The organism is Serratia silvae, assembly GCF_023282985.1.
GTDB classification, from domain to species: Bacteria; Pseudomonadota; Gammaproteobacteria; order Enterobacterales; family Enterobacteriaceae; genus Chania; species Chania silvae.
In genome coordinates, this window is the sequence record NZ_JAGQDC010000036.1 from 1 (window position 1) to 14,309 (window position 14,309).

The following is a 14,309-nucleotide window of genomic DNA, read 5'->3' on the forward strand; positions in this document are numbered from 1 at the left end:
TGGGTCGTTAGCTCAGTTGGTAGAGCAGTTGACTTTTAATCAATTGGTCGCAGGTTCGAATCCTGCACGACCCACCACTATTTAGAAAAAGGCGCCTTTAGGCGCCTTTTTCGCATATGTACTCCACACAACAGTGCCGTCTCCCTCACCACATGTGCAAAGAAGGGTCCTGTGGGTGAGAACCTGCGTTCAGGTTCGAGTCTCGCTTGCGAGACAACGGCGGCGGCCGGTCATCCTGCCAGACCCACCACCATTTAGAAAAAGGCGCCTTTAAGCGCCTTTTTCGCATATGCGCTACCCCCCCCACACTCCCAATGTCACATACGCAACGATCTCGTGTTGGATGAGAACCTGCGTTCAAGTTCGACAAAATCGTCAGAAACGATTTTGAACAGCGCTTGCGCTGGCCCGCAGGGCGAGGCCAAAGGCCGAGTCAATCCTGCACGGCCGCACTCAATCCTTGAGGGTTTTTCCGGCTTTATTTTATCATTTCTGGGGAGCCAGGAGCTTCGACCATGATTAAATTCAGAGATAAAATCCACGCTTAGGAAGTTTGCATAAAAAACCCGGAGACATAATCTGCTCCGGGTTTTCTCATAGTATACGGATCACTCAACCATACCTTAACTTAACGACATTAACCTCCAAAGGCATTTTTCCTCCTGGTTCACTCTAATAAAAAACCCAATAGGAGAGGGCTGACAAGTACACTGGAGAAATAAGCAATGCCTATTCAATATATCGTTGCTTTCTGAATATTTTTAACGTTTCCAGCATGTACCATGTGCTTTAAATTCCCCTCATGATTTTCTATTTTAGACTTCAATGAAGATATTTCTTCTCTTAGCTCATTACAAACCCGAGCATGCGGCGCAATATTGTCGCTGTAGACACTCATATTCTTATTATGGGACTTAACTGCTTCATACGATTTCCCTACCATTCGTGCATCCTTACTATGGGCATATTCATATTCTCTAGGATATTTATTCTTTCCTGCCTCAAGTTTTTTATCTGCATCAGCAAGTTTACTTTCTTTATTTTCCAGCTTGAAATTCAAAGAAGTAATGCTAGCCTTAGTTAGCTTCATAGCAACATCATTATATTTTTCAGGTTTTTTTTGGGCGAGAGCAACTGCAGCCTTCGTGTCATTCAATACGTTGGCCCTGAACAAGTTAAAAGCATTACTTATACGCATATTAAACATCCTATATTTTTACATGGAAGATAAATAAAATAACACACCCTCTGCCCATGAAATATAATAAAACGCCCATACAACGATAGCATATAGCATTTGACCGTCCTCAACACGACCATCTAGTTAAAGGATCCGTAGCATCCGATAGGCTCCATTGAAATTAACCACATCAAGTCCCCTTGTTACGCCGCCAACGTCGCCCCACCATCAATCACAATATCCTGCATCGTGATATGGCTGGCCCGATCAGACGCCAGGAACAGAATCGCATCAGCAATCTCCTGCGGCTGGGCAATCTTGCCTAACGGGATCCCCAACTTAAACTGGTCAGGGAAACCCTTGATCATGTTGCTTTCGCCGTGTTCATCCTGCCACATCCCGCGCAGCATCGGGGTATTGGTCGAACCGGGGGAAACCAGGTTGCTACGCACGCCGAAAGGCGCCATTTCCAGCCCCACGGTTTGGCACAGGCTGCGCATCGCGGCCTTGGAGGCGCAGTAGGCCGCCATGCCAATACGTGGCACATGGGCCGCGTTGGAGGCAACACTCACGATGGCACCCTGCTTCTGGCGACGGAACACCGGCAAGGTATGACGGAACAGGTTAAAAGCACCACCGGCGTTCACCGCCATGCAGGCCAGCCAGTCCGCATTGCTGGTTTCATCGGTCAGCCCCATGCGTAAAACGCCAGCCCCATTGACCAACACGTCCAACCGCTCATGTTCCGCCAATAAACGCTGGCAAACGCTATCTACCGCATCGGCATCGGTGATATCCAGCACTTCGGTGCGGAACGGATAGTCCAGATCGCCAAAATGCAGATCGAAGCCGATAACATCAGCCCCATTCTGCGCAAATGCCAATGCGGTTTGATAACCAATCCCCGCCCCGGCACCGGTCACCCAAACGCGTTTACCGGTAAACTCCTGCCCGCTAGTCATCAGGATCTCCGCTCGGAGAGCAGCGCCCACCAACTATCGATCGTAGGGGATTTAGCCAGCGCGATAAAATCGATATCTTCACGAATTTTACGCCAGCGGGTTGCCAGCTCCATGATGCGCACCGAATCAAGACCGTAATCGATCAGGTTCTCGTCATTGCCGATATCTTCACTATCTTCATCAAGCAACGGGATAATTTGCTGGCGCAGCGCATCGATGCTGGCAATACCGGGTAGCAGATCGGCGGTAGTCACCACCCGGCCACAGCGCCCGGCTGTGTAACGCAGGGCCATCAGGTGTTCCTCGCGGGAGAAATCCGCCAGGCCATCGGCCACCATAAACGGCTTGATGTTACGCATAAAGGCGTCGATAGCCGTGGTCATGCAACCGATATGCGCATACACGCCGCAGATAATCAGCTGATCGCGCCCACTTTCTTGCAGGATTTCTTGCAGCGGCGAACGATGGAACGCGCTGTAACGCCACTTCACCAGCACCGTGTCATCAGCATCCGGTGCCAATTCGCTGACCACCGCCTGCTGCTCTGGGTGCTTGTTCAGCCCCGGCCCCCACATATCATTCAACAAGGCACGGTCTTCATCACTTTGCTGATTAGGCTGCGCGGTATAAAACACCGGGATACCCTGCTGCTTGCAGTAGCGGCGCAGAGCGGCGATGTTCTCGACCACCTGTTTGATCAGCGGGCTGTCTTCACCCCAAAAATTGAGGAAATATTGCTGCATATCGTGGATCAGCAGTGCTGCGCGCTGTGGCTCGAAGGCCCAGTTAACCTTGTTAACCGGCAGTTCGCTCGGGGTTGGCAACGCATAATCGTTAAGTTTAGGGATCGCCATGATTTACTCTCCTTTGGCCTGAGACAGTTGGTGCGCTTCCAGGCGTTCACGCAGCAGTTTTTTATCGACTTTACCGACCGGGGTTAACGGTAGTGACTCCACCTGAATAAAGCGGTCGGGCAATTTAAATTCGGCCACGCCCTGCTCACGCAGATGGCGGCGCAGCACCACGGGTTTGACGGCCTCGTGCACGATCACAAAGGCGCAGCTTTTTTCACCCATCAGATCGTCCGGCATCGACACCAACGCGGCGTTAATCACCGCCGGGTGGCGCAGCAGCAGGTTTTCAATTTCTTCTGCGGCAATCTTTTCGCCACCACGGTTGATTTGGTCTTTCTGACGCCCTTGTACCTGCACATAACCGTCCGCCGTCAGGCTGATCAGATCGCCGGAACAGTAGAAGCCGTTCTCGTCAAAGGCTTCAGCATTATGCTCAGGGCTTTGGTAATAACCTCGGAAGGTGTATGGCCCACGCGTCATCAGGCGGCCAGTTTCCCCTACAGGTAGCGGATTACCCTGCTCATCTGCCACCCACAGCTCATCGTCCGGGCACATTGGCGTGCCTTGGGTGGTGAGAATGTGTTGGTCGTCGTCATCCAGCAATGTGTAGTTCACCAGCCCTTCGGCCATGCCAAACACCTGCTGCAACTGGCAGCCGATCTCATTGCGTATACGAGCCGCCAGGGTTTCCCCCAATTTGGCTCCGCCAACCTGTAGCAATGTCAGGCTGGCCAACGGTTGGTTGCTGCCCCACTCTTCGATCGCCTGTAACCACAGGGTAACGGCAGGCGGCACCAGCGCGGTGACTGTGATCTGATACTGTTCGATCAGTTTGAAACACTGGGCAGCAGCGGGATCGCTGGCAAACACCACCAAACCGGCACCATAGAACACCCCCAATACGCCCGGAGAGCTCATCGGATAGTTGTGGGCCACCGGCAACGCACACAGATAGCGGGTAGCGCTGTTGAAGCGGCAAATCTCCACGCTGCGGCGAATGCTGTAGTAATAATCGTTATGGGTGCGCGGGATCAGCTTAGGCGTGCCGGTGCTACCACCAGAAAGCTGGAAAAACGCCACCCTATCGGCGGCCGTTGGCGTCGGTTCAAAATCACCGAGTTCCTCTTCCATCCAAGCGGCCAACGCCTGTTCACCTCCGGCCTGATTACGCAGCCCAACCACCCTTAGCGAAGGATGCTGTTCTCTGAACGTATCCAGGAACTGATCCTGCGCAAACAGAGCGTGCTCGCGATCGGCAATCAGCAGCACAGGCTTGATTTGGCTGGCATAGGCATTCAGCTCGCTACGCTGATGGCTGAATAAGGCATTCACCGGCACCACGCCAATTTTCAACAGGGCAAAGAACACCACATAGAATTCAGCCACGTTACCAAGCTGAACCAACGCGGTATCGCCGGATTGTAGTCCACGCCGTAACAGGGCGGCGGCTAAACGGTCGGAAAACTGTTCCAGTTGGCGGTAGCTTAAGCTACGTTGTGGGTCGATCAGGGCAATGGCGTCATTGTTGGCCTGACGGGACAAGATATCGGTCAATGGTTGATCGATCCAATAGCCGCGTTCGCGGTAACGGCGCGCGAACTCTTCAGGCCAAGGGGTAAAAGCAATAGTCATGGGGGACTCTCTATCCTTGATTAAGGCCAAACGCACGCAGAATGGTGCTGAGTTTGGTACCAGTTTCGTGCCATTCGGACTGCGGGGAAGAGTCCTGCACGATGCCCGCACCGGCAAACAGGCGTACCTGATTACCCTTGACGGTGCCGCAACGGATGGTGACGACCCATTCTCCGTTGCCCTCGGCGTCACACCAGCCGACAATGCCACCAAACAGCTGCCGGTCAAACGGCTCAAGCTGTTCGATAAGATCGCGCGCTGCCAGCGTTGGAGTACCGCATAATGCCGGCGTCGGGTGCAGCAAGCAGGCCAGCGACAGGGCATTCTCTGCCCGATCGGCCACTTCACCGTCGATTGGCGTCGAAAGATGCCACAACGTGGTGGTACTGAGCAGTTCGGGGGTTACGGGAATATGCAAATGACTGCAACGCCCAGCCAAGACCTGGCGCATACCTTCGGTCACGATCTGGTGTTCATAGCGGTCTTTACCCGAAACCAACAGCTGTTCGCTGACGGCCCGATCCCGCTGCGGATCGCTTTCGCGCCGAGCCGAACCCGCCAGCGGATTGGAATGGAACTGGTCGCCAAATTTACGTAGCAGCAGCTCCGGGCTGGCTCCCACCAACGCCCCCTCTGCCAGCGGCACATGGAAATGGAAACCATGGGGGTTCTGGGCAATGATGCGCATCATCAACGCTTCGTGGTCTACCGGCTTGCTGGTTTCAATGTCCAACAGGCGGGCGAGTACCACCTTATCCAATTGCTCACCGCTAGTTGCCTGTACGGCATCGCTCACCATCTGCATAAACTGCGGCTGCGCTGGCAACTCGGTTTGGCGGACAATCTCAGGGAGCGCCCCTGCAGCCGGTGCCAAACTGGCCTGCAGGGTTTCACGATCAAACCATTGCGTCTGTTGTGGGATAAACAGTGACGAAGGTTGACGAGTGTCGAAAGGGATCGCGCCACACAGCAGCGGATCCTTGATGCCTGCCTTGCGGGCCTGAGCAAAGGCCTGCTGTATCGCCTGCTGGAATTGGCCTTGCAGGTCATCGCCATTAACCGCTGGCAAGGTGATGCGGGCAAAGCATCCTTGGGTGCTCAGACTGCGAAAAGGCGAGGTAAAAAAGAAACCTGAAGTCGGAGATATTGTGTCGGCCTGTGCCAGTTCTACCCCCTGTTGCAGGCCCTTTTGCGCAGCGCCCTTAACGGCTACGTCCATAGGTACTTCCTCTTGTTTCATCAACAATAACCAATATAATAATGATTATCATTTGTATTGCATCCGCGATAAAGTACCTGCCAGAACTGATCATGTCAATAAACGTAACCTCTTCTGCTAAGCCACATTAAGGGTTAAACTTGGTGGTTTTAGACCAATGAATGATAATCATTCAGAGAAAAAAGGATCTCACCGATGTCAATCCCCTTGCGGCTCAGCCTGGCGCTGTTTGGCCTGCTGGCGTTGAGCGTGGCCCAAGCCGAGACTCAAGCCTGGCCGCGCAGTATCGAAACCTCGCACGGCGTTATCACCCTTAACCAACCGCCACAGCGCATCGTTTCCACCAGCGTGACGGTCACCGGTACGCTATTGGCGATCGACGCCCCGGTGATAGCCAGCGGAGCCACCAGCCCAAACAACCGGCTTTCGGATCAGCAGGGCTTTTTCCACCAGTGGGGAGAGATTGCGGCCAAACGCGGAGTAAAACGGTTATATATTGGTGAACCCAACGCCGAGGCGATCGCCGGTGAAGCACCGGACCTGATTGTGATGTCCGCTACCGGGGCCGATTCTGCGGTGCGCCTGTACGATCAACTGTCGGCCATCGCTCCGGTGCTGGTGGTGAACTACGACGATAAAAGCTGGCAGGAACTGGCCAACATCCTCGGCGTAGCAACCGGCCATGAAGCGCAAGCGAAGATGATCGTTAGCGAGTTTGATCGCCGTGAGAAAACGCTGAAACAGCAGATTGTATTACCGCCACAACCCACCACAGCACTGGTCTTTCGCAGCGATGGCAAGAACGCCAACCTGTGGACCGCCGACTCATCCCAAGGGCAACTGCTGCAACAGCTAGGCTTTACCCTCGCCACTTTGCCGCCAAAACTTAACGCCAGCACCAGCCAAGGGGCGCGGAAAGACATCGTCCAACTCGGCGGTGAAAACCTGGCAGAAGGCTTGAATGGCCAGACGCTGCTGTTATTCGCCAACGACGAAAGCGACGTACAGCGGCTGATGAGCAACAGTTTCCTCGCCCATCTGCCTGCGGTGGAGAATAAGCGGGTTTACGCCTTGGGGAACGACACCTTCCGCCTGGATTATTACAGCGCCAGCAACTTGCTGACGCGTCTGGAAAAGCTGTTTATTTCTCCGTAGCCGCAGTAGCGGGTTGGAGCTCCTCGCTCTGCCCGCCCATGCTCACGTTGCGCAGGCCCCGCATGGCAAACGCCAGCACTACGGCCAGCAGCGCCGCACCAAAACCGAAGCTGGTCGAGCTCATCGCTGGCAGCATAAATGCCCCCATCGCGCCGAGCAACAAGGCACCAAGTGCATCCCCCACTACGTTCTGCGCGGTCCACAGGCCGTTAATCCGGCCCAGAAACGCGTCCGGCGTCAGGTTCTGTATCAAGCCATATTGCAGCAACGAGTTCAACGCGCTGAGGTAGCCAAACACCACCAGACACAACAGCGCCATACTGTACCAAGGCATCAGGCCGAACAGCCCCACGGCCACGAAAGCCGCTATCGCCGTGATCAACATCATCCAGCCTGGCCGTGCCACCTGAGCCACCCGGCCACTGGTAAATGCGCCAATCGCCGCTCCTAATGGTACGGCCGCATACATGATCCCCAAGCTTTGTGTAGTGACCTGCCACATGCCCGAGATAGCTGGGTATAACACGCGCACTGCGCTGGCCATGGTCATCAGCGCTCCGATCAGCGCCACCATGCCAATCACCTTGTTCTGGAACAGGAAAGTGAAGCCGCCGATCAATGCCCGTAATGGATGCTCACGAGGCTGCGGCGGCGGCGGCAACTGAGGCAATTTTAATAGCGGGATCAAGGTAATCAACGTCCCTAAGGCCGCCAGCGCATAGTTCCAACTGATACCAGCCCCGGCGATCACCAGCCCGCCGATAGCGGGAGACAGGATCGAACCAAAGCGCACGGTCAGCATGCTGATGGCCCCGGCCTGTACGATATTCTCACGGCCAACGATGGCCGGTGTCGCCGCCAACAGCGCCGTCACACCCACCGCACCAAAAAATCCGTCCCACACCGCCAGCAGATAAATGGCCGTCAATGAAGGCGCAGGTAGCGCAGCATTGAGGCACAGCCCCAAAAAGCCCACACCACAGGTAGAACGGGCAAACAGGATCAGGCGACGGCGTTCATAGCGATCGGCCAACACTCCCCCCATCAGCAAACCGGCAAACATTCCGCTGCCCGCCAGGGTCACTGCAAGCCCAACCAACAGGGTTGAACCTGTTAACGCCTGGATCTGCACCGGAATAGCGATCGCCATCAGGCCCAATGCCAGGATCGAAATAAAACGGGCGCAGAATACGGCACGAAAAGCGGGGTTGGTCCTAAGCAGGCTAAAATCGAGCAAAATAGAGGGTTTATTCATTTTGTTATCACCACAACTTATATCCTCAGTTCTTATACCCTATAGATTTCAAGTTGCAGCTAGGCGGCCAGCTTGCTCATCCCTAGGAGCTTACTTTTAGTAAGTGACTAGGGTGAGCAAGTGCAGTCAACAACGCTGCAACTTGAAAGACGACGGGTAGACAAACAACGACACAATATTCGATAGGCACAGCGCTAGTGCTGCTCAGGCTGCCATGCTACCATAGATAAATACAATCAATAATGATAATAGATATCATTTATGTTCAGTTAACAATGGGCTGTCATGTTCCGGTCTACACCTAATTGCTCTCCTCAGCTCCCTGACCGCAGGGGCATACTGTTTCTGGGTTTATCCCGCTCCTTCTGGCAGCGTCTGTTGAGCCTGCTGTTTGCCGTTGCCGTTCTGCTGCTGGTGATGATGCTCAGCCTGTCGCTAGGGTCCAAATCCATTCCTTTCAGTAACGTCGTTGCGGCGCTGAGCGGCCAATGCAGCAGTGCAGACTGCGTCATCATTAACGAAGCCCGCCTGCCACGCACGCTGATCGGCGTTTTAGCTGGCATCGCGCTTGGGCTGGCCGGTGCGCTGATGCAAACCCTCACCCGCAATCCGCTGGCAGACCCTGGCATCTTAGGGGTTAACTCCGGTGCCGGTTTCGCCGTGGTGTTGGGCATTACCTTCTTTGGTGCGGCTACCGTCAGCCAATATCTGTGGTTCGCCTTTGCCGGTGCGCTGTTTGCCTCGCTGTTGGTGGCACTGGTAGGCTCATTGGGTGGCAGCCGCGTGAATCCCGTGCGCCTGACGCTGGCCGGGGTTGCGCTGGCCGCAGTGCTGGAAGGCATGACCACCGGCATTGCCCTACTCAACCCTTTGGTGTTCGATCAGTTGCGTTTCTGGCAGGCCGGTTCACTCGACATTCAGAATATGGCGGTAGTGCGCACCGTCGCATTGCCGATCCTGCTGGGCACCCTAATCACCCTGTGGCTTAGCAAGGCACTGAACAGCTTGAGCATGGGGAGTGAGCTTGCAGCGGCGCTCGGCACCGGGATTATCCGCACCCAACTGCTTGGCCTGTTAGCTATTACGCTACTGTGCGGTGGAGCTACCGCCGCCGTTGGCCCTATCGCCTTTGTCGGGCTGATGATGCCCCATATTGCCCGCCGCTTGGCGGGGTCAGAACTAAGCTGGATGCTGCCCTGGACGCTGGTTTTAACGCCGATCCTGCTACTGAGCGCTGATTTACTGGGGCGCTTTCTGGTGGCGGGGGAACTACGGGTCTCAATCGTGCTTTCCCTGATCGGTGCGCCGATGTTGATTATGTTGGTGCGCCAGCGCCGTATGTTCCGGCGGGGAGGATAAGATGAGCCTGTTGGTTTCCCGCCAGATCCTCGCCAAAAAACCGTTTCGGCTGGCACGTCCGTTAGCGACTGCCCTGCTATTGTTATTCGCCTGCCTGGCGTTGGCGGTTTATGCCCTCGGTTCTGGTACCTTGCAGCTCAGCGCTGCGCAAGTGATCGACGCGTTACGCGGCGAAGGCCCGACCAATTTTGCGGTGATCGTCACCCAGTGGCGTTTGCCACGTGTCGCCATGGCTTTACTGTTGGGAGCGGCGCTCGGCCTCAGTGGTGCGATTTTCCAGTCGCTGCTGCGTAACCCGCTCGGCAGCCCGGACGTAATCGGTTTCAATACCGGTGCCTATAGCGGCGTGCTGGTCGCCATCGTGCTGTTTAACGGCAGCGTTATCGGCATTACCTCTGGGGCATTGGCCGGTGGCCTGCTTACCGCCGGGGTGGTTTATCTGTTGGCCTGGAGCAACGGGGTAGAGACCTTCCGCCTGATTATTGTCGGGATTGCCGTTCGTGCCCTGTTGTTGGGCGCCAATACCTGGATGATCGTCAGTGCCTCGCTGGAAGCCTCCATGACCGCAGGGTTGTGGAACGCTGGCTCCCTCAACGGCATCACCTGGGCAAAAAGCCTGCCAGTGCTGGCGGTACTGCTGCTGGCGTTATTGCTGTTGCTGACCTTGACACGGCGTATGCGGCTGCTGGAAATGGGGGACGATACCGCCTGCGCACTCGGCGTTGGCGTAGAACGTTCCCGATTGCTACTGTGGCTGACTGGCGTGGTGCTAACCGCTGCCGCCACCGCCGTGGCCGGGCCGATTTCCTTTATAGCCCTGGTAGCCCCGCAAATTGCCCGCCGCTTGTGCGCCAACCAAAACGTCTTGCTACTCACCGCGCTGACCGGTGCCTTATTATTGCTGGCGGCCGATGTGGCAGCGCAGCGCCTATTTATGCCTTATCAGTTGCCGGTCGGCGTGTTGACCGTCAGCATCGGCGGCATTTATCTGATTTGGTTACTAATCCGTGAGTCACGAAAAAAATGAATACTGAAACCCCGTTAACCGCACCGCTGCGTGCCAAAAACCTGACGCTGAGCTACGACAAGAAAATCGTCGCACGCGATCTTTCAGTGTCTATTCCTCACGGTGAACTGACGGTCATTATCGGGCCAAACGCCTGTGGCAAATCCACGCTGCTGCGCACCCTCAGCCGCCTGATGCAACCCCAGGCGGGCTCAGTATGGCTGAATGGCCGACAAATCCGCGAATATCCTACCAAGGAAGTCGCACGCCAACTGGGCCTGTTACCGCAAAGCTCAATTGCCCCTGGCGACATCACCGTATTCGATTTGGTTGCCCGTGGCCGCTACCCTCATCAGAGCCTGTTCAGCCGCTGGCGCGAAGAAGATCAACAGGCGGTGGAGCAGGCTATGCGCTCAACCGGCGTTGCTCAGTTGGCCGATCAGCCGGTCGATACCCTTTCCGGTGGCCAACGCCAGCGGGTATGGATCGCCATGGTGTTGGCCCAGCAAACGCCGCTGCTGCTGCTGGATGAACCGACCACCTGGCTGGACATCACCCATCAAATCGATCTGCTGGAACTGCTGCGCCAGTTAAACCGGGAGAATAATTACACGCTGGTGGTGGTGCTGCACGATCTCAACCATGCCTGCCGCTATGCCACCCATCTGATCGCCATGCGCGACGGCAAAGTAGTGGCCGAGGGCGCGCCAAAAGACATTGTAACGCCGGAGTTGATCGAAGAGGTTTACGGGCTGAAGTGCGTGATCATCGACGATCCGGTTTCGCATACCCCGCTGGTGGTGCCGTTGGGGAAATAGCTGCCAGTACACTCACAATAAAAATCAGGCCGGCGACTTTTTTATCACTGTGAGCGCACCAGCCCTGTCGCTAACGTGTTTTATTTACTTGCCAGGTGCGACATCCAATATCTTTACGTTGTATATCATGGTCGATCCCGGCGGGATATCAGGAGGCAGGCCTTTATCGCCATAAGCCAAACTTGGCGGTACGACCATCGTGATACTGCCGTGATTTTGCAGCTTCGAGATCGCCGTTCTGAATATCGGTGGATAGCTGCTCAGTAACTGGTTGACTGAGGTACCTGCCGCCTGCATATCTTTGACGACTTTGCCGTTGATCAGGCTCTCTTTTACCGCCACGCTGATCATGTTATTCGCGCCAATGGCCCCCTTTCCGAGCTTATCGATCCGGTAAAAGTAGCCTAAAGCCTCTTTTTTCACCTGTTTTTGCTTGGCAAATTGCTTGATGTAACTGGCACCTGCCTTTTCGGTATCCAACTTTTGCTGCTGTTCGTTACGGTGTACCAGCTTTTCGCTAGCTTCTAACGCTTTGTCGATCTGCTCCGGTTGCAGCTTGAGCTTACCTGCGAAGGTATCTTGCACACCCGCCAGCGCCAAACGGCTGTCTACTTCAACACCCTGAGCCGCCCGCTGTTTGAGCAAAGCCAGCATGTCTTCTGCCAGGGAACTGCCGATGGCATAATCACGGATCTCAAGCTCTGACTTCGGCTCTATGATTTCTCGTGGCTGCGTAGACAACTGTTGCTGCAATCGGCTGTTTTCCACCTGTTGCTGCTCGTTAGCGACCTTCAGCATCGTCAGTTGGTTGTGCAGGCTTTCATCCAGCGCAATCTGCAAGATGGGGTTGGCTTGGGTTTTCGCCGATAACGCGGCCAACGCCTGTTTAGCTTGCTCAGCCTGTTGACGGCTTTCGTTCAACTCGGCCTGCAACGCCTTGTTTTCCTGACTATTATCTGTGTGTGCTTTGGCCAAGGTAGCCAACTGTTTCTGCAACGCGGAGCTTTGTTGGCGGCTTTGGTCCAGCGCCTGCTGTAGCCTACCGTTTTCGTTTGAGTTATCACCTTTAGCCGTCGCTGCGGCCACCATATCCTGCTGCATCTGCTCCGTCGCCTGCAAATTTTCCTGCAGAGCCTTTTTCAACTGGCTAACCTCAGCGCGAGCATCCGCATCCTGCTGTGCTGCCTGGCGCAGTTGCTGCAGTTCTTGATCCCGTTGGGCAAGGGCTGCATTTAACTGTTTGATTTGCGCTTGCAGGGGCGCTGACTCGCGGGTCTTGGTATTGGTGGAAGGTTTACTCGCTTTCCTTTCAGCGGGAAGGCTGAGCTCATTCAGTTGTGAAGGGCTCAACAGCAGCAACGCCGGAGCCTCACTCTCTTGGCTGGTGATCGTTTCCAAGGCCCGGAGCGTGCTGGCCCTGTCATCCTTGAGTTGATCTGCACCCAGTGCGCATCCCACGGGCAGCGTCAGGCTCAAGGCCAAACCATACTTTAACCCCAGCTTCATTTCACGCTCTCCATTTTGCGGATCAATCCATTAAGCAAGTCCTGCCCTATCTGTGCACACAGCTGATTGGTTTTATATTTATACAGCGCGTCTAGCGTATTTTTGGTCAACGCATTCACATCACCGCGTACCCCGCTGTAAAACGAGGCGTTGCCCAGCAGACTGTCAAAATTGGCCTTCCTGACTGCATAGACCCGAGGGCTCACGGTTTGCAACGCGGCAAGATCGCTCTGACACCTGCTTATAGGCGTCGGCTCTGGCGGGGGGGGTGGAGTTTCAACGACGACAGGCGTAGGCTCCGCAGCCGGTGTGACAAGAGAGGTGACCGGGCTTTCACTCACGCAGCCAGCCATCAGCAGGGCATTGCTGATGATCAGGCAGGCAAGCAGTGGCTGCCGGTATCCACGGGTTTTCTGAAGCTGTTTCAAATTTTATTCCTTCCTGACTGGATAATGTCCGTCACCGCTGCCCGTGCGCACGCGGATCGCCTCCATTGGCGGGCAATATTACTCTTACCCGTTGGGGATGATAAGACAGGTCATACTTGGTGGCAACAGCAACAGAGCGAATGCCTCGTTGGATTTCCTGTCATTCATCGTATATGTTCCGTGACTGCTCCCCGCCGTGAAAACAGCGAGACCTCCCACTTCTCAGGCCGCAACCGTCTCTGTGACGGATTTACGCTGGCCTCCATGGGCTGAAACGACGAGTCCCGCCGCCTGTAAGTACCTTCACCCCGACACAATGATAACAGGACTGCTTTCCATGCTTTCGTTTGGAAGCCGGAAAACGCGCTTTCAGCTTCGGATTAATAAAGTTGGAAAACGCGATGTTGAGGTTAATGACCGCCTGCTGCAAGGCTATAGAATTTTACTACGCCAGCAAAATACACATTTAAAGACACAGAGCAAAACAGGGCTGTTATGGTCAAGATCGTACTTTGTCTGTAGCGCAGGAGGGGCAACTATTGAGACTCTCAGAGACTATATTCAGAGTCAGTCAATGCCTGACTGATCTTTAAAGCCCTTAGGGCTTTCGCCTTATATCCCCGCCCGTATTGGGCGAGGGTTTACGGCGTATTTCGTTAAGAAATGTTCTTTCTCAACGAGAATAATTCACTGTCGTTTTTAACCTGTAGTTTGCGCATGGCATTACATTTGTGCGCGCTGATGGTCTTGATGCTGCGGTGTTGCATCTCGGCAATTTCCCGCAGGCTCATCCCGTTGAACAGGGACGTCAGTACATCATTTTCACAACGGGTCAGATGGTGCAGGCTTGAAACATCGTCAGGATCGCTACGCGCCAGATAAGACCCGATCAACGGGCTCAATACGCGCTCACCGTTAAATACCCGGCTAAAGAA

Annotated in this window: 13 protein-coding genes, 1 tRNA gene, 1 other RNA gene and 2 pseudogenes; 7 read left to right on the plus strand and 10 right to left on the minus strand. The window is 54.8% G+C overall.

Annotated elements, in window-relative coordinates:
• Position 1: 1 nt before the first annotated feature.
• Positions 2-77 (plus strand) — tRNA-Lys (locus KAJ71_RS22870).
• Positions 78-322: 245 nt separating this feature from the next.
• Positions 323-454: non-coding RNA, RtT sRNA (locus tag KAJ71_RS22875), on the plus strand.
• 279 nt (positions 455-733) lie between these two features.
• Here the strand turns inward: KAJ71_RS22875 and KAJ71_RS22880 are convergent.
• The 5 genes from KAJ71_RS22880 to KAJ71_RS22900 form a co-directional block, all read right to left on the minus strand.
• Positions 734-1,198, minus strand: a complete 465-nt coding sequence (locus KAJ71_RS22880; protein WP_248947751.1) for a hypothetical protein — start codon at positions 1,196-1,198, stop codon at positions 734-736.
• Positions 1,199-1,383: 185 nt separating this feature from the next.
• Positions 1,384-2,142 (minus strand): 2,3-dihydro-2,3-dihydroxybenzoate dehydrogenase, encoded by a 759-nt coding sequence (gene dhbA, locus KAJ71_RS22885; protein ID WP_248947752.1) that lies wholly within the window; start codon positions 2,140-2,142, stop codon positions 1,384-1,386.
• Complete coding sequence (locus tag KAJ71_RS22890; protein ID WP_248947753.1) at positions 2,142-2,996, minus strand: isochorismatase; 855 nt, start codon at positions 2,994-2,996, stop codon at positions 2,142-2,144. Before KAJ71_RS22890 ends, dhbA begins: the two co-directional genes overlap by 1 nt.
• A 3-nt stretch (positions 2,997-2,999) precedes the next feature.
• On the minus strand, positions 3,000-4,628 hold the full coding sequence (locus tag KAJ71_RS22895) for a (2,3-dihydroxybenzoyl)adenylate synthase (RefSeq protein ID WP_248947754.1): 1,629 nt from the start codon (positions 4,626-4,628) through the stop codon (positions 3,000-3,002).
• A 10-nt stretch (positions 4,629-4,638) separates the two neighbouring features.
• Positions 4,639-5,847 carry an isochorismate synthase gene (locus KAJ71_RS22900; protein ID WP_248947755.1) on the minus strand — a complete coding sequence of 403 codons (1,209 nt, stop codon included), beginning with the start codon at positions 5,845-5,847 and terminating at the stop codon, positions 4,639-4,641.
• Positions 5,848-6,042: 195 nt separating this feature from the next.
• Here KAJ71_RS22900 and fepB point away from each other — a divergent pair, with 195 nt between their 5' ends.
• Positions 6,043-7,002: a Fe2+-enterobactin ABC transporter substrate-binding protein gene (gene fepB / locus KAJ71_RS22905; RefSeq protein WP_248947756.1), complete on the plus strand. Its 960-nt coding sequence runs from the start codon at positions 6,043-6,045 to the stop codon at positions 7,000-7,002.
• On the opposite strand, the gene entS is transcribed toward fepB, so the two are convergent.
• Entirely contained in the window at positions 6,989-8,257 is a 1,269-nt protein-coding gene (entS, locus tag KAJ71_RS22910) for an enterobactin transporter EntS (protein ID WP_248947757.1), read from the minus strand. The genes fepB and entS overlap by 14 nt on opposite strands.
• A 285-nt stretch (positions 8,258-8,542) precedes the next feature.
• Here entS and fepD point away from each other — a divergent pair, with 285 nt between their 5' ends.
• From fepD to KAJ71_RS22925, 3 genes are read left to right on the plus strand one after another with little or no spacing between them, the layout of a single operon-like run.
• On the plus strand, positions 8,543-9,616 hold the full coding sequence (gene fepD / locus KAJ71_RS22915) for a Fe(3+)-siderophore ABC transporter permease (RefSeq protein WP_248947758.1): 1,074 nt from the start codon (positions 8,543-8,545) through the stop codon (positions 9,614-9,616).
• A gap of 1 nt (position 9,617) precedes the next feature.
• On the plus strand, positions 9,618-10,643 hold the full coding sequence (gene fepG / locus KAJ71_RS22920; RefSeq protein ID WP_248947759.1) for an iron-enterobactin ABC transporter permease: 1,026 nt from the start codon (positions 9,618-9,620) through the stop codon (positions 10,641-10,643).
• Positions 10,640-11,440 carry an ATP-binding cassette domain-containing protein gene (locus KAJ71_RS22925; RefSeq protein WP_248947760.1) on the plus strand — a complete coding sequence of 267 codons (801 nt, stop codon included), beginning with the start codon at positions 10,640-10,642 and terminating at the stop codon, positions 11,438-11,440. Before fepG ends, KAJ71_RS22925 begins: the two co-directional genes overlap by 4 nt.
• An 84-nt stretch (positions 11,441-11,524) precedes the next feature.
• Here the strand turns inward: KAJ71_RS22925 and KAJ71_RS22930 are convergent, their stop codons facing one another.
• From KAJ71_RS22930 to KAJ71_RS22940, 3 genes and pseudogenes are all read right to left on the minus strand, one after another.
• Complete coding sequence (locus KAJ71_RS22930) at positions 11,525-12,946, minus strand: FKBP-type peptidyl-prolyl cis-trans isomerase N-terminal domain-containing protein (RefSeq protein ID WP_248947761.1); 1,422 nt, start codon at positions 12,944-12,946, stop codon at positions 11,525-11,527.
• On the minus strand, positions 12,943-13,374 hold the full coding sequence (locus KAJ71_RS22935; RefSeq protein WP_248947762.1) for a YuaE family lipoprotein: 432 nt from the start codon (positions 13,372-13,374) through the stop codon (positions 12,943-12,945). Before KAJ71_RS22935 ends, KAJ71_RS22930 begins: the two co-directional genes overlap by 4 nt.
• 331 nt (positions 13,375-13,705) lie before the next feature.
• Positions 13,706-13,816 (minus strand): annotated as a pseudogene (locus KAJ71_RS22940) (helix-turn-helix domain-containing protein); the annotation flags it as partial.
• Here KAJ71_RS22940 and KAJ71_RS22945 point away from each other — a divergent pair.
• Positions 13,817-13,960 (plus strand): annotated as a pseudogene (locus KAJ71_RS22945) (transposase); the annotation flags it as partial.
• 70 nt (positions 13,961-14,030) lie between these two features.
• On the opposite strand, the gene KAJ71_RS22950 reads toward KAJ71_RS22945, so the two are convergent.
• Positions 14,031-14,309, minus strand: a 279-nt coding sequence (locus tag KAJ71_RS22950; protein WP_248947763.1) for a helix-turn-helix domain-containing protein, incomplete at its 5' end; no start/stop codon positions are given.